Origin of the sequence: Psychroserpens algicola, assembly GCF_014526325.1 — a bacterium.
Lineage (GTDB): Bacteria > Bacteroidota > Bacteroidia > Flavobacteriales > Flavobacteriaceae > Psychroserpens > Psychroserpens algicola.
Genome location: NZ_JACNMJ010000001.1, coordinates 1,018,519 through 1,035,289 on the forward strand (window position 1 = coordinate 1,018,519; position 16,771 = coordinate 1,035,289).

The window sequence follows — 16,771 nt, forward strand, 5'->3', positions numbered from 1 at the left end:
ATTAACAATTAGAACGCAAAAGATAAAATCTTCAAAGTAATTTTAGTAAATTACAGACACATTTTTAAACTAAAGGTGTGTATTGAAATAAAGTTTTTTTATTTTTGCGACCTAATTAAAACTTAAAATTAAAAAATTATGTCAGACATTGCATCAAGAGTAAAAGCGATTATCGTAGACAAATTAGGAGTTGATGAAAACGAAGTTGTAACTGAAGCTAGTTTCACTAACGACTTAGGAGCAGATTCATTAGACACTGTTGAATTAATCATGGAATTTGAAAAAGAATTCGATATTCAAATCCCAGACGATCAAGCTGAAAATATCGCAACAGTTGGTCAAGCTGTATCTTATATAGAAGAAGCAAAATAAGAACTTTATTTTATGGAATTAAAGCGAGTAGTAGTTACCGGTTTAGGCGCACTTACACCTATAGGCAATACCAAAGATGAATATTGGAATGGACTTGTTAGTGGAAAAAGTGGTGCTGCGCCTGTGACGCATTTTGATGCTGAAAAGTTCAAAACGCAGTTCGCTTGTGAAGTAAAAAACTTTGAAGTTACTGACTTTATTGATAGAAAGTTAGCTAAGCGAATGGATAAGTTTTCGCAGTATGCGATGGTGGCTTCAGATGAAGCTATTGTAGACTCAAAACTAGATCTTGACGCAGTAGACAAATTAAGAGTAGGTGTCATTTGGGGAGCAGGTATTGGTGGCTTAGAAACATTTCAGGAAGAAGTGTTAAACTATGCTGCTGGTGATGGTACTCCTCGTTTTAACCCATTCTTTATCCCAAAAATGATTGCAGATATAGCACCAGGAAACATATCAATTAAATACGGTTTCATGGGTCCTAATTACACAACAGTATCTGCTTGTGCATCTTCAGCCAATTCAATGATTGATGCCTTAAACAATATACGTTTAGGACATTGTGATGTCATTATTACTGGAGGAAGTGAAGCAGCAGTTACTATTGCAGGAATGGGAGGCTTTAATGCTATGCACGCTATGTCAACTCGTAATGATAGCCCAGAAACAGCTTCAAGGCCTTTTGATGCAAACCGAGATGGTTTTGTATTAGGTGAAGGTGCGGGAGCTATTGTTCTAGAAGAGTATGAGCATGCTAAAGCAAGAGGTGCTAAAATTTATGCTGAAGTTGTAGGTGGCGGATTATCATCTGACGCTTACCACATGACAGCGCCACATCCTGATGGAATTGGTGTTGTTGCAGTTATGAAAAATTGTTTGCAAAATGCTGGGCTAAATCCTGAAGATGTAGATCATATAAATACACACGGAACATCAACCCCTTTAGGTGATGTTGCAGAGTTAAAAGCTATATCTGAAGTATTTGGTAGTCATGCTAAAAACATAAATATTAATTCTACTAAATCTATGACTGGTCACTTGTTGGGAGCTGCTGGAGCTATTGAAGCGATTGCTTCAATTTTAGCAATGGAGCATGGGATTATTCCTCCAACAATCAATCATGAGACGGTTGACGAAAACATAGATCCAGAATTAAATTTAACACTCAATAAAGCTCAAAAAAGAGATATTAAAGTTGCTATGAGTAATACCTTTGGATTTGGCGGTCACAACGCTTGCGTATTATTCAAAAAAATAGACTAAATCCCGAATGAGCTTCATTCGTAACATATTAAATAATTCCCGTTCTGATCAAGACGGGAATTTTTTTTTATTACTCAACGATATTTTAGGCTACAAGGTCAAAGATAAATCCCTTTATATTAAAGCATTCACGCATCGTTCTATGAATATTAAGGACAAAAAAGGAAATGCGATAAATTATGAAAGGCTTGAGTTTGTCGGTGACGCTATGCTAAGTGCAGTGATTGCTGCCTATCTATTTGAAAAAGTACCTCATGGCGATGAGGGCTACCTTACCAAAATGCGTTCGAAAGTTGTAAGTAGAGAACATCTTAATGAATTAGGTAGAGAGTTAAACCTTATTGATCTGGTAGAAAGTAAAATCCCTAAATCTAATTTTGGAAATAATATTCATGGCAATTTATTTGAAGCCTTAGTCGGTGCAATTTATTTAGATAAAGGCTTTAAATACTGTGATAAATTTATCTACAAACGTGTTATTAAGCCACATGTCGATATTGAGACTTTAGAAGGCCGCGTTATTAGTTATAAGAGTTTATTAATTGAATGGTGCCAAAAGGAAAAGAAGACCTTCGATTACAATGTGTATGAAGACACCGGAAATGATGATTTAAAGCATTTTTCAGTTAAATTGTCTATTGATGAAAAAGTAATAGCTAAAGCAAGAGCAACATCTAAGAAAAAGGCTGAAGAAAAAGCGTCAAAGCGCGCATTTTTTGCGTTTCAAAAACAAATAAGTAAAGCCTTTTAAACCTGCCTGACACATTTCATTTTAAAACTTACGAACTACAACGTTTTCGTTAAAATAGTGTCCTAAGATTAACCAAAACTTCACAATTTTATAGCTTTTATATGTTATATTTACAACTTGTAGTTGATTAATTATGGCATTACACAAGTTACTTGTTGACGATTTTTATGATGCTTCTTTTTCGCTTATAGCTATTCATTGTAGGCTAGAGGATTATCGATTGGCTTATCTTCTCAATAAACATTTAGGACTAAATTTAGAACGTAAACCACAAGATTTAGATTACAATTATTTTGCAGCGTCGTTTTCTATTTACGAATGGGAAAATACAAAATTTGATACCATTTGGAATCTGGTTTCAAATATTTGTAAAAAAGAAGAAGCCTCATTACAAAGCTCAGGATCGTTATTTGAAAATTCAACAACAGTAACAAGGACGCATAATTTGCTCCCAGAATTAAAAACAGTTGATTATCTACTAAAAGTTTCAAATGAGCATCGACATTTTAACGAGAAACATATACTTAATACAATTCAATCGATACCACAGGTTATTACAAGTTATACCGTAGATATCGATCAAATAAAATATAAAGACCACCTAATTTTTGACTAATGTTAAGAACTAAGAAAACCAAAATTGTAGCCACATTAGGACCCGCTACAAGTACAAAAGAAGTCCTCAAAGGCATGCTTGAGGAAGGCGTAAACGTATTTAGGATTAATTTTTCACACGCCGATTATAAAGATGTCGAAGCTCGTGTTAAAATGATTAGAGACCTTAATAAGGAATTTGGCTTCAATGCTGCAATCTTAGGAGATCTTCAAGGACCAAAATTAAGAGTTGGTGTCATGAAAGGTGAAGTTGTGGTTAATGAAGGTGATGAAATTATATTTGCTACTGGCGAACGTTTTGAAGGCACAAAGGAGCGCGTATATATGACTTACGATAACTTTCCTCAAGATGCTAAACCAGGAGAACGCATTCTTTTAGACGATGGAAAATTAATTTTTGAAGTTGTTTCTACCGATAAAAAATCTGAAGTAAAAGCACGTGTCATTCAAGGAGGACCACTGCGTTCAAAAAAAGGTGTGAATCTTCCAAATACGAATATCTCACAACCAGCATTAACTGAAAAAGACATTGAGGATGCTATTTTCGCTTGTAGTTTACAAGTCGATTGGATTGCCTTATCCTTTGTAAGACATGCAGAAGATTTAATGCAACTTGAAGAATTAATTAAAGAACATAGCGATCATAAAATCCCGATTATTGCCAAAATTGAAAAACCTGAAGCTGTAGAAAACATCGATAAGATTGTTGCCTATTGTGATGGTTTGATGGTTGCCCGTGGAGATTTAGGTGTTGAAATTCCGGCAGAAGAAGTACCGCTTATTCAGAAAAAATTAGTGTTACGAGCTAAGCGTGCCAGAATTCCTGTCATCATTGCTACTCAAATGATGGAAACTATGATTACCAGTTTAACACCAACACGTGCTGAGGTCAATGATGTTGCCAATTCGGTAATGGATGGTGCCGATGCTGTGATGCTTTCTGGAGAAACATCTGTAGGAAATTATCCTGTACAGGTTATACGTCAAATGGCTAATATTATTAGAAGTGTAGAAGATTCTGAATTAATTAAAGTGCCACAATCGCCTCCACACATTCGTACAAAACGATATATCACGAAATCTATTTGTTATCATGCCGCCAACATGGCAAATGAAATTAGTGCCAAAGCGATTTCAACACTAACCAATTCAGGTTATACGGCATTTCAAATTTCGGCATGGCGACCAAGTGCACATATTTTAGTGTTTACTTCTAATAAGCGAATTTTAACGCAATTAAGTATGCTTTGGGGTGTTGAAGCATTTTACTATGACAAGTTTGTAAGTACAGATGAAACCATAGAAGATGTTAATGCTATAGCATGTAAAAAAGGCTATCTCGATGTTGGCGACATGCTTATCAGCTTAGCAGCAATGCCTATTCAAGATAAAGGAATGGTGAATACCTTAAGAGTCACTGAAATTACGAGTTGTAGTTTTTAGAATTTGGGCGTTACCCAAGGGGTCGCGCTTTCAGTAGTCGCTCTCTTTGAGGAGCTCCAACAATACTTTAATCGCTAACGCAAAAAAACCTTGCTAATTAATTTTAGTGAGGTTTTTTTATTGAAATTAATCATATAAAACAAATGTTTAAATTTGTTTTGTTATATTACAAAATATTTATATTTTTGTATTCCTATTGAAATGTTCTAGACGTTTTAATTCTTTCCGTGTGATGAATAAATACTTTATGTATTTGGTATTCATCAAAAATTCAAATCAAACATAATCATAAGTTGCATTTAGTAATATGTTATTGTTACAGACATACTTATGCTTAAAATTTAAAATCCATAATATAATGACACAAGAAGAATACAATAAATTGATAGAGCAATGTCAACCTCATCCAGTTTTTAATAGAACATGGAAAAGTTATAGTTCTGTAGATTATGCCGCTACTTTTTTATTTAAAGTAAAGGGTCAAATTGATGAAAGCACATATGTTTTTGATGGTGCAAATTTGTTTACAAAAATATCTAGAACAAAAAACAAAGTTTTAACTTTTGGAAATTTTCCTGAAGTACTTAATGTGAAGTTCTATTCATATCCAAAAGGGGTTGATGCTGATATAAAGAGCAACCTAGTAATACCTTCTAAAAATGAAATATGTGCATTCATGATTGCTAATATTGATGATAGCATTTCTTTCAAACTTAAGTTTGGAGACTATTTTAGGATGTTTTTAAATGATAAAAAGTACAACACCAATACTATTGAAAATTCAAGTTTTCCATTTACGATAAACGAAGTACAAGAGAACTTAGAGCCAGAGTTATCACATGATTCTCTAATGCGATTTGTATTAAAAGCGATAGGTGTTAAAGAGACTTATAATTTAAAAGAAAAACTATTACAAGGGCTAAGAGATGCTTTTGATGTAATAAAATTAAAATTCCCAGCAGGTTTTAATCATAGTAAAAAGCATCCCAATGCATTTGGTCATGGCGATATAGAACTAAAAGCATTAACCCAAGCAGGTTATAGTAAAAAGCAAATCTACCAGATCTATTATGGTAATTGGTTACGTGACTATTCTCAAGTTATAGTTCCCGAAACAGTTGGTTTCAATGAAAGAGATTATAAATATTTTAAAGCTCCAGCTTTTTCAAGAAATAAAGTTATCCAAAAATTTTTACCATCAATGAGAAATAAGCCATCTCAAGAAAAATGGGTGGAAGTTTTGCATATTTTGGCCGTAAAAGAATTTGTCTACAATCTTAAGATGAAGAAAGGTAAGGTTCTTTCTCAAAAATTTAGCACTTATAAAGACGAATTTAAAAGACTTTATGGTGATTTTAATAAAAATGTTTTAGGACTTTACCGTCCAGAAGAACACCTAGATAATCCAAAAGGACTCAATGATTATAGAATTTTTAGTGATGAAAACTTAGAGAATCCTATTGTTTATAAGTACGAATACCCAAAAGGAAAATTCACTACTAAAAAATTGTATGCGGGAACAAACCCTGCATCCTTGCAGATAGATGACATGAGTCAAATGAAGCGTTACCTTTTAGAGGATTTAGATGATGGCTTGCGACCATCGGCTTTTACCTATTTTGAGCAACAACTACGTTTGGCAAGACAAAAAGGTACAAATAGAGAGGGCTTTCGTCATTTTGGAGCAGCTTTACATGTATTAGAAGATTATTTTGCACATAGTAACTTTATTGAAATTGCATTAATTAAAAATGGTTATACTAAAGTATTTCCTTGGGTGCAATTGCCTCAAGAGATTGTCGATATAGAAAAAGGAAAAGATAGAGCTCCTAAAATACCTGTAGTTACAGGATTATTCGGAACAGATGATACTTTGGCTAGTATTGCGCCCAAATTAGCAGACGAATTATTTCCAAAAGATTTTGAAGCTTATTATAGTATAAAGCCTTTAGAGCGTACTTTTTTTGATGCCTTATTTACAACATTGTTAGAGGGTGTTGCCGAAAATCAAAAGAATGTCCCAGAAAAAGATAAGTTAAGATATTTAGGATTGAGTGTTCAAAATATTTTAGATATGTATAACAACTATTTAGGATGGCGAGATGAATGGGCGAAACAAAAAGAGAATCCATATTACGGTTGGATTATAGAGGGAATTAGTCGCGCACTTCATTTTCTTGGTCAGTCGATTCAATTCTATAATAATATTTTATTTAATATTATTTTAAGTACAGTTGAAGATGGAATAAAGGAAGAACAAACAAGAACGAATCAAAATTTTGGGACAGATCCAACACATACGCAAATCGCAAAAGATGCTTTTGACCACCCTTTAAACCCATTAGCAGGTAACTTGGCTGTAATGGCTGTTTATGATATTGGAAGAAGAATGAAAACGGGAATGCCAATAGATAGCTTAGTAAAATATGCAAAAAAAACGTATTTTAACCATCCAAGCCGAGTAACATGGATGGATTCAACAATAGAGTCTTGGGCAAAACAAAATGTTGAAGCTGTCAAAGAAGCACAAAGTAAGACCAAAGTATATCATCATGAAAAACAGGTTAAACGAACTCTTGAACAATTCGAGAAAGAACTTGAAGAGCTTAAAAACCCTCCTAAGAATTAGTATTGTATTTACAGTATTATGTTTTTATTCATGTGAGGAACGTTGTAGTTCTGAAGAATTACAAGTTTTAAGTGCTGCTGAAAATGCAGATATTAATGCTATTAAATCTTATTTTGAAAATGGAGGTGATGTGCTTTTGGAGTGTTTAGATGCTTCTTCTGAAGGAGGACGATATGGTTCTGCTAAAGCTTTGATGTTTGCTGTTTGTAGATCAAAATCTAAAGAACTTATAACCTATTTTTTAGAACAAAATCCACCTCAATATATAAAAAACGATATGCTTCATTTTTTTCTTGCAGAACAAAATGAAGCATTATTTAGATTTATGATAAAAAACAATGGCCATATTACTTATGGAAAAGACTGTTTTGGAATAGATGTATCTGATAATTTAGAATTATTTAAAAAAGCAGATTATAATTTTAATTGGATAAATCCTGTTGATGGAAATACTATCTTAATAGATTATGCTTTATGTGAAGCAACATATGAAGGCGCAGATGATGAGATTTTAAAAACAATTAAGTTTTTGGTTGAAGAGGTTGGTGTACGAACAGATATAAAAAACAAAGATGGTAAAACGGCTAAAGAGCTTGCTGTAAATCCTAAGATTAAAGCCTATTTGGAAAGTTTATAATCTATAAATAATTAAAATAATTTTAAAAAAACTCGATGAACTTAAAAACCCTCCTAAAAATTAGTCCTGTAATTATTGTATTGTTTTTTTCTTCTTGCGATAAAAGGTGTAATAGAGAAGAATTAAAAGTTTATAAAGCAGCTGAAGAAGGTAATTTGGAAGTCGTGAAAAATTATCTTGAAAATGGAGGAGATCTACTTTTAGATTGTTATGATGGTACTTCCGGAGGAAAGTTTAATGTTTATGGCGTAGAATTATATATTCCAATATGTAAATCGGGTTCAAAGGAATTAGTTACTTATTATTTAGAACAAGATATACCTCAACATATAAAAAATGATATGCTTCATATTTTTCTAGCGGATAAGAATGAAGTATTATTAAGAGTAATGATAGAAAATGAAGGACGGTTAGTCTATGGTAAAGAATGTTATGCCATGAGCCTGTCGGAGGAATTATTACCTCTTACTAAAACAGATTATGACTTCAATTGGATAGATTCAAATGGAAATACTATTCTTATGAATTATGCTTTATGTGAAAAGGTTTTTGAAGGAAATGATGCATTTTTAGAAACGATAAGGTTTTTAGTTGAAAATGCTGGAGTAAGAACAGATATAAAAAACAAAGATGGTAAAACAGCTAAAGAGCTTGCTGTTAATCCTAAGATAAAAGCGTACTTAGAAAGTCTTTAAAACTCAAATTTCAATTGTACGCTCACAGGTTTTTCTTTAATTTTTTGTGCTTTGTTTTTTGAAATTTCCGTGTTTAAATTTGATAATGAAATACCTAATAATCGAACCGAATTATTAAGCTTTTCCTGATACAATAAGTCTTTAGCTGTGTCTAGAATGATATGTTTATCACTTATAAAATAAGGTAAAGTTTTGCTTCGGGTTTGAAGTGTGAAATCACTATACTTAATTTTAAGTGTTACTGTTTTTCCGGCGACCTTACTTTTATAAAGTCGTTTTGCAACTTCATCTGCAATATGATCTAGCTTTTCGAGCATAAAAATTTCCGAGGATAAGTTTTTACTAAAGGTACGTTCGGCAGCTAGTGATTTTCTAATGCGATTGGGTTTTACTTCACTATTATGAATCCCTCTGACAATATAATAGTAGTAGCGTCCCGATTTTCCGAAATTTTCATCGAGGTATTCTAGCGACTTTGCTTTTAAATCTTTACCAGTAAAAATGCCTTTTTGATACATTTTTTCGGCGGTCACTTTTCCTACACCATAAAATTTTCTAATATCTAAGTCCTCTAAAAACTGAAGGACTTCTTCAGGGTTAACTGTTTTTTGTCCGTTAGGTTTATTGTAGTCACTGGCAACTTTTGCTATAAATTTATTAATAGATATTCCGGCAGAAGCTGTTAAACCAATCTCATTAAAAATGCGAGTTCTTATCTCTTGAGCAATTAATGATGCGCTCGGATTTCCTTTTTTATTTTCGGTAACGTCGAGATAAGCTTCGTCAAGAGACAAGGGCTCTACCAAATCGGTATAGTCATAAAATATGTGACGTACCTTTTTAGATATTTCAGTATAACGTGCAAAATCAGTTCGAACAAAAATGAGTTCCGGACATAATTTTATCGCTAACCGTCCAGACATAGCGCTTTTGACTCCAAATTTCCGAGCCTCATAACTAGCAGCGCTAATGACTCCACGTGTCCCACCACCACCTACAGCAATAGGTTTACCTTTTAATTCGGGATTATCCATTTGCGCAACAGACGCATAAAAGGCGTCCATATCGACATGAATAATTTTTCTTATTGGTAAATCGTCTAGCATAGTGTAAATTTAGACATTAAATGTCTTTTTTTCATGATAGAAATAGAACGTAAATTTTTAGTTATTTCAGAAGATTTTAAAAAAGAGTCTCACTCTAAAACCAGAATTATTCAAGGGTTTTTAAATACAAATCCTGAACGAACAGTGAGAGTGCGATTAAGAGGTGATACAGGGTTTTTAACTGTAAAAGGTAAGTCAACAGACGATGGACTTAAACGTTTTGAGTGGGAAAAGGAAATTTCAAAACGTGATGCTGAAGCGCTATTACTATTGTGTGAAAAAGGTGTTATTGATAAAGTTAGATACGACATTAACGTTGGCGAGCATACATTTGAAGTCGATGTGTTTTCTGAAGACAATAAAGGATTAATTCTTGCTGAGGTTGAATTATCACATCAAGATGAGATGTTTGAAAAACCTGAATGGTTAGGTATAGAAGTTACAGGAGATAAACGCTATTACAATTCGACATTAAGTAAAAACCCATTTACCACCTGGATATAAAAAAACCACTTGATTTAAGTGGTTTTGTATAAGTATGTGTTTAAAACTTATGCTTTTTTAGCACAACATTCTTTTTTACAGTCATCTGCACAAGCCATTTTCTTAGCATCCTCTGTTTTAGCTGCACAACAAGCTTTAGTACAGTTGGCTTCGCAATCATGTTTTTCATCAGAAAACGATGTTACTGTTTTCATGTCTTTTACCTTGTAAGTCTCACCAGCTTTTGCCACAGCCTCTTCTAAAGTTTGTGGTGTTACCATAGCTTCATCATATTCGACCATAGCTAATTCTTTGTCAAAGTCTACCTTAGCAGATTTTACACCATCCATTTTAGCGATTTTCTTTTCGATTGTTTTTGCACAACCCATAGCACATGTCATACCTTCAATACCAAATTCTGCTTTAGCATATGTAGCATTTGGATCTAGCTTTTTTGCAGCGTTTGTATTAATTTCAGTTTTAGATTCTACCGTTTTTACTTCTGGCTCTTTATCAGTTTTACAAGCAATCATTGCAACAGAGATAAACACTATAGCTAATAAATTTTGTAATGTCTTCATAGTTATTTTAAATATAAATTTGAACAAACTTAATAAATATTGATGTTCCTTGTATGAAAATTAACGAATTTTGTGAATTAGTTTAGAAGCTATATGGGGAAAACTGATATTAAATGGATATACTTACTTGCTTTATCAATTATATGGGGAAGTTCGTTCATTTTAATTAAAAAATCATTACTCGGTCTCACACCTTACCAATTGGGTGCCTTACGAACCATCATCACAGGAATCTTTTTATTTTCGGTAGGCTTAAATAGTCTAAAATCTATAAAGAAAAGAGAATGGAAATGGGTGATACTGTCTGGGTTTTTAGGATCATTTATTCCTGCTTTTTTCTTTGCTATAGCTGAAACAGAAATTGACAGTGCTATTACGTCTGTTTTAAATTCTTTGGTCCCGTTGAATGCTATTTTATTAGGATTTGCAATCTTTAAAATAGGCTTTACCAGACGACAGCTATTAGGAGTTATTATTGGATTTATAGGAACAAGTATTTTGATTTTTAAAGGAGCAGATTTAAACCCAAATCAAAACTACCTCTATGCAGGTTTTGTAATTGCTTCAACCGTAATGTATGCGCTTAATGTAAACATTATTAAAAAGTATCTTCAAAATGTCAAACCCTTAAGTATAGCGACAGGAAATTATGTCGCCATTATACTTCCGGCTATAATCATTTTGGTGTTTACAGATTTTTTTTCAGAAAGTACTTATAGCCATCCAGATTTTAAGATGTCAGTAGTATATGTTACTATTCTTTCTTTTTTTGGGACAGCACTTGCCAAAGTGTTATTTAATACTTTGGTTCAAATTTCTACACCTGTATTTGCGTCATCAGTAACCTATTTAATGCCTGTTGTGGCTCTAGTTTGGGGTTTGTTAGATGGTGAAGAATTTGGATTTTTACAAATCTTTGCTAGTGTTATAATTCTGATTGGTGTGTATCTTGCCAATAAGAAAAAAGCATAAAAAAATCCGAAGCAATTGTACTTCGGATTCTTTTAATTAAACTCTTATTAATTTAGTCAAAATCGGCATCACTAACACCTTCATTAACTTTAATTTCTTTAACGTTAAAATCAAAACGACGAGGACCAGCAGTTTGCGATAATTTAAATGGAAATTTAATTCCTCCTACGTCTTTATATTCTGAATAAAACATAGATTGTGCGCCTTGAGGAGTCGTTTCAACTTGTTTAATTTTTAAACCAGTTTCAACACTATAGTACAACGACTTATTATCTCCAACATTAATTTTATAAGCATTTTGTCCTTCAATGTTTTCAATTTTTTCTAGAGTTGCACCACCATTTAAGTAGTTTACTTCTGGGAATGGCGATGATTCTACTACAGCGTCTTTAAGTTCCTCTGGAGTCATATCTTTACGTTGCCCTTGTACAACAACATATCCACCTTCACCATCGACAACAGATTTCATAAAAGATTGTCCCATTGCAGTAACCTCAGACATTGATTGGTTTTTAGATGTTTTCTTCAATTCTAGATTCATCATCACACCAGGTTGTAATTCGGCTTCAGCAGTCATATAAACAGAGTTAACCTTGTCTAAAGCTGCTTTTCCTCCAATAGCATCGATATAGGACTGCATTACTTTTGTAGCATCCATATCTGCTGGCATTTCTATCTCATAGCTAGGTTTTTCAGTTTCAGTTGCATACTTGTCGTAGTATTTAATTGGAATACCTGTTTTTTCTAAGTTCTCTAAAACTTCACTTCCTTTACCAACAACAACGATACGTGCATTTTCAGTTTTAAAGTACTTATTAGCGACACGGTTAACGTCATCTGCAGTAACTGCATTTATTTTTTGTAAATACGTTGTATAGAAATCATCTGGAAGATCATTTAATTTAATATTTAATGCATATCTGGCAATCGTTTGCGGACTTTCTAAAGCGAGTACAAAGTCACCAACATATTTTGCTTTTGCATTTTTAAGAGCATCTTGCTCTACAGGTTCTGTTTTAATTCGGTTAACTTCTTTTAAGGTTTGAACCACAGCACTATCAGTTACCATATTTCTTACAGCTGCACCAGCTCTAAAACGAGACGCATATTTATCTGTACCAATACTAGAACGAGCACCATATGTATAACCGTGTGCTTCACGAAGATTCATGTTTAAGTAACTGTTAAAACCACCACCTAATATTTTATTGGCGATTAATACAGAATGGTAATCATCATCTTTCATTTCTAAATCTACATTATTAGTTAATGAGATATTAGACTGTACAGCATTAGGCATATCTACAAAATTGATTTGCGTATACTGAGCATTTGGAGCTTCATTAGGAACGGTGTAATCAATTCCTACCGATTTTTCCCATGCACCAAAATGCTTTTCAATTTGTTTTTTCACGTCTTTATATTCTACATCACCAACAACTACTAGATATGCATTGTTAGGGTTGAAATATTTTTCATAAAAGGCAACAGCATCTCCAAAAGAAACATTTTGAACAGTTTCTTCAGTTGTAAATTCGCCATAAGGATGCTTTTTTCCGTAAGCTAAAGCAGAACCAACACGACCTGCAACGGCATCTACACTTTTTTCTTCAGTTTTTAAACCATCGATAAGTTTGGCTTTTTCTTTTTCGAATTCTTCTTCTGTTAATAAAGGATTGATCGCTGCATCAGCCATTAATTCTAAAATACGATCTGAGTATTTTGATAATGAACTAGCAAAACCACCACTAAATCCAAAGTTGAGTCGTGCACCAAGGAAGTCAACTTCTTCGTTAAACTCATCTTTTGAAATATTCTTTGTCCCGTTACCTAACATTGCACCAATTAAACTTTCAACACCTGCTTTTTCACCAACAGTCATTGGTTTGTTGTCAATAGTAAGAGAGTAAGATACACGAGGTAATTTATGGTTTTCAACCACTAATACGGTTAGTCCATTTTTTAATTTAAACTCTTCAGGTTTTTCTAAAGAGATTTTTGGAGCTGGTCCAGGTTCAGGCATTTGTGATCGGTCAAGCTGTGCAAATGTTGTTGCCGACATTAAAAATGCTACTATTAATACTGATATTTTTAATTTCATTTTCATTTAATTTTTAGTTGTCACTTTTCTCTTTAGGTAAGTATTCTAATTCAACACGTTGGTTAGGATTCAAGTATTTTTTTACAACATCCTGAATTTCTTGTCTTGTGATTGACCTATAGATTTCTATTTCATTATTAATTAAATTAATATCATCATATAACATATAGTTTCTTACCAAAGAGTTCGCAATACCTTGAACACTAGAATTTGAGTTTACAAATCTGTTTTCAAACTTGTTTTGAAGTTTTTGATAATCTTTTTCTGAAATTAATTCGTTTTGCATTTTTACAATTTCTTCATCAATTTCTGAAAGTAAATCTTCTAATGAAGTGTCTCCTAACGGAAGTCCGTAAACGGCATAAATACTATAGTCCATTTGATCGATATTGATAGCTCCAACCTGAAGAGCCATTTTTTTATCATCAACAATTTTCTTGTATAACTTAGATGTTTTTCCATCACTTAAATACGCTGAAACCATACTCAGTACATAGGCGTCTCTATCTTTAAATCCAGGAGTTCGGTAAGCAGTAATGATTGCTGGTATTTGAATGTTAGGATCGTAAAATTTTGCTTTAATAGTTTCAGTGATCGGCTCTTCTTTTGGAAAACTTCTTGTAGGAACTGGTCGACTAGGAATGTCTTTAAAGTACTTTTCTACTAATGCTTTAGCTTCAGCACTATCAATATCTCCAGCAACAACTAAAGCTGCATTATTTGGACCATACCAATCTTTAAAATACTGTTGAAATTCTTCTAGAGTAGAAGCATCTAAATCAGCCATTTCACCAATGTTTTTGTTTTTATAAGGGTGAGCTTTAAATAGATTTTCACTTACAGCAAATAAAAACTGACCATAAGGTGAATTATCATAACGCAGGCGTTTTTCTTCTTTTACAACTTCGTTTTGAGTATCAACACCAACTTGATCAATCACTGGGTGTAACATACGCTCAGACTCCATCCATAGTCCTAATTCTAAATTATTAGATGGGAACACTTCGTAGTAGTACGTTCTGTCTAAAGAGGTGTTAGCGTTATTGCTTCCACCGTTAGAAGATACAATAGTAAACCATTCTCCTCTGTCTATATTTTTAGTGCCTTCAAATAATAGGTGCTCAAAAAAGTGAGCAAAACCTGTGCGAGGCGCTTCAGAGCTACCTCCTAAATCTTTTCCTCCAACATCATACATAACACCAACAGTAACTACTGGAGCAGTATTGTCTTGGTGTAGGATAACATGAAGTCCGTTATCTAAATCAAATTCTTCAAATTCAACTTTTTGGGCATTGGCAGTAAAGCCAAAAAACACCAAAGAAGCTAAAAGAAATAAGCATTTTTTCATTGTGAGTTCGTTTTAAATTAATTGTGAGTTTGTTTTAATTGTATTCAACTTGTGACATTAGTGTAATATTTATACCAAATGTTACACGCAATTTCCACAAAAATAGCGAATAGCATTACTTTTTTAATGGTTTTTGATGTAAAAAAAATCTTAAATAGTGCGAATATGACTTTTTTTTTCACGAACTTTAGTAATCTTTCAAATTATAATACAGTAAGTTATGAATACTTCATTTTCGGTTGCATTAAAATACGGACTGTTTATCGCCATAAGTTTAATAGCCTATTTTTTAATTTTGAGATTATTTAACCTACACGAAAATCCATGGCTACGTTTGCTTAATGGCGTAGCAATGTGTGCAGGAATTTACTATGCTATAAAGTACTATAAACTTATCTCAGGAACTAATTTCTCATATATAAATGGGATGAAAACTGCCCTAATCACAGGGTTTATTGCGACAGTAATATTTACAGCTTTTATGTCTATTTACATGTTTCATTTAGATCCAGCATTCACAGAAAAGATTCTCGGTGAATGGTTTGAAAACTATGGTACTGGTGCAGGAATTCTGGTTTTTATAATTCTAATTGAAGGACTAGCATCTACCGTCGTACTGTCATTAGCGTTTATGCAACTCTTCAAAAAAAGCTATAATATCTCTCAAAAAGCATAAATCGTTTGTAGATTAAGAATTTAGACGTATATTTGCACTCATTTTTTGAACAAATTAATTAATAAAAACGTTACGCTATGTACGCAATTGTAGAGATAGCAGGGCATCAATTTAAAGTTGAAAAAGACCAAAAAGTTTTTGTTAACCGTTTAGCAACAGAAGAAGGTAAGAAAGTTTCTTTCGATAACGTTCTTTTAATAGGCGATGGTAACAATGTAACTTTAGGCGCCCCAGCTATAGACGGAGCACAAGTAAGTGCAAAAGTCTTAAAGCACCTAAAAGGTGATAAAGTGATAGTTTTCAAAAAGAAAAGAAGAAAAGGTTACCGTGTAAAAAATGGACACAGACAATCTTTATCTGAAATCGTAATTGAATCTATCGTTTCTTCAGGAGCTAAGCCAGCAAAGGAAGCTGCTCCAAAGAAAGAAACTAAAAAAGCTGAACCAAAAGTAGAAGCAAAAACTGAAGCTAAAAAGGCCGCACCAAAAGCTGCAGCTAAAAAAGCGACAGGAAAGGCCGACGATTTAAAGAAAATTGAAGGTGCTGGACCAAAAGCTGCTGAAGCATTGGTAAATGCTGGATATGAAACTTTTGCTAAAGTTGCAAAAGCAAAACCAGAAGAATTAAGCGCTGTGTTATCTGAAGCAAGTTCAAGATTAGCACACATCGTTACTGATACTTGGCCAAAGCAAGCTAAATTAGCTGCTGATGGTAAGTGGGACGAGCTTAAAGAATTACAAGACAGATTAGATGGTGGTATTGAAAAATAAATTTCAATAACACTTAAGTATAACAATATAAAACCTTAAGACAATGGCTCATAAAAAAGGAGTAGGTAGTTCTAAAAACGGTAGAGAATCAGAATCGAAACGCTTAGGTGTTAAGATTTTTGGAGGACAAGCAGCAATCGCTGGAAACATTATCGTAAGACAAAGAGGTAATACACATCACCCAGGTGAAAATGTGTATGGCGGAAAAGACCACACTTTACATGCTAAAGTTGATGGTGTAGTAAAATTCACTAAGAAAAAAGATGGTAAGTCTTTTGTTTCTATTGAGCCTTTTGAAGCTTAATCGAATTTTATCTCTAAAATTTTTA

The 16,771-nt window shown here is 33.2% G+C and carries 17 protein-coding genes; 13 read left to right on the top strand and 4 right to left on the bottom strand.

Translation table 11 applies throughout. The features are described 5' to 3' along the window. Window positions 1–138 precede the first annotated feature (138 nt). The 8 genes from H7350_RS04245 to H7350_RS04280 all read left to right on the top strand — a co-directional run bounded on the left by H7350_RS04245 (window position 139) and on the right by H7350_RS04280 (window position 8,405). Window positions 139–372, top strand: a complete 234-nt coding sequence (locus H7350_RS04245) for an acyl carrier protein (RefSeq protein WP_013750595.1) — start codon at window positions 139–141, stop codon at window positions 370–372. Window positions 373–384: 12 nt separating this feature from the next. Then, window positions 385–1,635: a beta-ketoacyl-ACP synthase II gene (fabF, locus tag H7350_RS04250; protein WP_204344618.1), complete on the top strand. Its 1,251-nt coding sequence runs from the start codon at window positions 385–387 to the stop codon at window positions 1,633–1,635. Between the two features lie 7 nt (window positions 1,636–1,642). Then, on the top strand, window positions 1,643–2,386 hold the full coding sequence (gene rnc / locus H7350_RS04255; protein ID WP_204344619.1) for a ribonuclease III: 744 nt from the start codon (window positions 1,643–1,645) through the stop codon (window positions 2,384–2,386). 133 nt (window positions 2,387–2,519) lie between these two features. Then, window positions 2,520–3,002: an IPExxxVDY family protein gene (locus H7350_RS04260; protein ID WP_204344620.1), complete on the top strand. Its 483-nt coding sequence runs from the start codon at window positions 2,520–2,522 to the stop codon at window positions 3,000–3,002. After that, window positions 3,002–4,444 (top strand): pyruvate kinase, encoded by a 1,443-nt coding sequence (gene pyk, locus H7350_RS04265; protein ID WP_204344621.1) that lies wholly within the window; start codon window positions 3,002–3,004, stop codon window positions 4,442–4,444. Before H7350_RS04260 ends, pyk begins: the two co-directional genes overlap by 1 nt. Window positions 4,445–4,802: 358 nt before the next feature. After that, a complete protein-coding gene (locus H7350_RS04270) occupies window positions 4,803–7,073 on the top strand; it encodes an HET-C-related protein (protein WP_204344622.1) in 2,271 nt (756 codons plus the stop codon). Continuing rightward, complete coding sequence (locus tag H7350_RS04275) at window positions 7,042–7,710, top strand: hypothetical protein (RefSeq protein WP_204344623.1); 669 nt, start codon at window positions 7,042–7,044, stop codon at window positions 7,708–7,710. Before H7350_RS04270 ends, H7350_RS04275 begins: the two co-directional genes overlap by 32 nt. Before the next feature lie 35 nt (window positions 7,711–7,745). Further along, window positions 7,746–8,405, top strand: coding sequence for a hypothetical protein (locus H7350_RS04280; RefSeq protein ID WP_204344624.1), 660 nt, complete (start codon window positions 7,746–7,748; stop codon window positions 8,403–8,405). On the opposite strand, the gene dinB is transcribed toward H7350_RS04280, so the two are convergent. After that, window positions 8,402–9,511 (bottom strand): DNA polymerase IV, encoded by a 1,110-nt coding sequence (dinB, locus tag H7350_RS04285; RefSeq protein WP_204344625.1) that lies wholly within the window; start codon window positions 9,509–9,511, stop codon window positions 8,402–8,404. The genes H7350_RS04280 and dinB overlap by 4 nt on opposite strands. A gap of 33 nt (window positions 9,512–9,544) precedes the next feature. On the opposite strand from dinB, the gene H7350_RS04290 reads away from it, so the two are divergent. After that, window positions 9,545–10,015: a CYTH domain-containing protein gene (locus tag H7350_RS04290; RefSeq protein ID WP_204344626.1), complete on the top strand. Its 471-nt coding sequence runs from the start codon at window positions 9,545–9,547 to the stop codon at window positions 10,013–10,015. A 47-nt stretch (window positions 10,016–10,062) separates the two neighbouring features. Here the strand turns inward: H7350_RS04290 and H7350_RS04295 are convergent, their stop codons facing one another. Beyond that, window positions 10,063–10,575 carry a heavy-metal-associated domain-containing protein gene (locus tag H7350_RS04295; RefSeq protein WP_204344627.1) on the bottom strand — a complete coding sequence of 171 codons (513 nt, stop codon included), beginning with the start codon at window positions 10,573–10,575 and terminating at the stop codon, window positions 10,063–10,065. A gap of 93 nt (window positions 10,576–10,668) precedes the next feature. Between H7350_RS04295 and H7350_RS04300 the strand changes: the two genes are divergently transcribed. Beyond that, window positions 10,669–11,547 carry a DMT family transporter gene (locus H7350_RS04300; protein WP_204344628.1) on the top strand — a complete coding sequence of 293 codons (879 nt, stop codon included), beginning with the start codon at window positions 10,669–10,671 and terminating at the stop codon, window positions 11,545–11,547. A 52-nt stretch (window positions 11,548–11,599) separates the two neighbouring features. Here H7350_RS04300 and H7350_RS04305 read toward each other — a convergent pair whose 3' ends face one another. Next, window positions 11,600–13,648 (bottom strand): M16 family metallopeptidase, encoded by a 2,049-nt coding sequence (locus H7350_RS04305; RefSeq protein WP_204344629.1) that lies wholly within the window; start codon window positions 13,646–13,648, stop codon window positions 11,600–11,602. Window positions 13,649–13,661: 13 nt separating this feature from the next. Continuing rightward, entirely contained in the window at window positions 13,662–14,996 is a 1,335-nt protein-coding gene (locus H7350_RS04310) for a M16 family metallopeptidase (protein ID WP_204344630.1), read from the bottom strand. 220 nt (window positions 14,997–15,216) lie between these two features. On the opposite strand from H7350_RS04310, the gene H7350_RS04315 reads away from it, so the two are divergent. The 3 genes from H7350_RS04315 to rpmA all read left to right on the top strand — a co-directional run bounded on the left by H7350_RS04315 (window position 15,217) and on the right by rpmA (window position 16,746). Continuing rightward, on the top strand, window positions 15,217–15,672 hold the full coding sequence (locus H7350_RS04315) for a DUF4199 family protein (RefSeq protein WP_204344631.1): 456 nt from the start codon (window positions 15,217–15,219) through the stop codon (window positions 15,670–15,672). A 77-nt stretch (window positions 15,673–15,749) separates the two neighbouring features. Next, window positions 15,750–16,442, top strand: a complete 693-nt coding sequence (rplU, locus tag H7350_RS04320; protein WP_204344632.1) for a 50S ribosomal protein L21 — start codon at window positions 15,750–15,752, stop codon at window positions 16,440–16,442. Between the two features lie 43 nt (window positions 16,443–16,485). Beyond that, window positions 16,486–16,746: a 50S ribosomal protein L27 gene (gene rpmA / locus H7350_RS04325; protein WP_204344633.1), complete on the top strand. Its 261-nt coding sequence runs from the start codon at window positions 16,486–16,488 to the stop codon at window positions 16,744–16,746. Window positions 16,747–16,771 lie beyond the last annotated feature (25 nt).

Bases quoted from the DNA above. Each gene is read 5' to 3' on its own strand.
- H7350_RS04305 (WP_204344629.1), bottom strand. From the start codon at position 13,648: ATGAAATTAAAAATATCAGTATTAATAGTAGCATTTTTAATGTCGGCA.
- H7350_RS04290 (WP_204344626.1), top strand. From the start codon at position 9,545: ATGATAGAAATAGAACGTAAATTTTTAGTTATTTCAGAAGATTTTAAA.
- rnc (WP_204344619.1), top strand. From the start codon at position 1,643: ATGAGCTTCATTCGTAACATATTAAATAATTCCCGTTCTGATCAAGAC.
- H7350_RS04300 (WP_204344628.1), top strand. From the start codon at position 10,669: ATGGGGAAAACTGATATTAAATGGATATACTTACTTGCTTTATCAATT.
- H7350_RS04245 (WP_013750595.1), top strand. From the start codon at position 139: ATGTCAGACATTGCATCAAGAGTAAAAGCGATTATCGTAGACAAATTA.
- H7350_RS04270 (WP_204344622.1), top strand. From the start codon at position 4,803: ATGACACAAGAAGAATACAATAAATTGATAGAGCAATGTCAACCTCAT.
- H7350_RS04295 (WP_204344627.1), bottom strand. From the start codon at position 10,575: ATGAAGACATTACAAAATTTATTAGCTATAGTGTTTATCTCTGTTGCA.
- fabF (WP_204344618.1), top strand. From the start codon at position 385: ATGGAATTAAAGCGAGTAGTAGTTACCGGTTTAGGCGCACTTACACCT.
- dinB (WP_204344625.1), bottom strand. From the start codon at position 9,511: ATGCTAGACGATTTACCAATAAGAAAAATTATTCATGTCGATATGGAC.
- H7350_RS04260 (WP_204344620.1), top strand. From the start codon at position 2,520: ATGGCATTACACAAGTTACTTGTTGACGATTTTTATGATGCTTCTTTT.
- rpmA (WP_204344633.1), top strand. From the start codon at position 16,486: ATGGCTCATAAAAAAGGAGTAGGTAGTTCTAAAAACGGTAGAGAATCA.
- rplU (WP_204344632.1), top strand. From the start codon at position 15,750: ATGTACGCAATTGTAGAGATAGCAGGGCATCAATTTAAAGTTGAAAAA.
- H7350_RS04310 (WP_204344630.1), bottom strand. From the start codon at position 14,996: ATGAAAAAATGCTTATTTCTTTTAGCTTCTTTGGTGTTTTTTGGCTTT.
- H7350_RS04315 (WP_204344631.1), top strand. From the start codon at position 15,217: ATGAATACTTCATTTTCGGTTGCATTAAAATACGGACTGTTTATCGCC.
- pyk (WP_204344621.1), top strand. From the start codon at position 3,002: ATGTTAAGAACTAAGAAAACCAAAATTGTAGCCACATTAGGACCCGCT.
- H7350_RS04280 (WP_204344624.1), top strand. From the start codon at position 7,746: ATGAACTTAAAAACCCTCCTAAAAATTAGTCCTGTAATTATTGTATTG.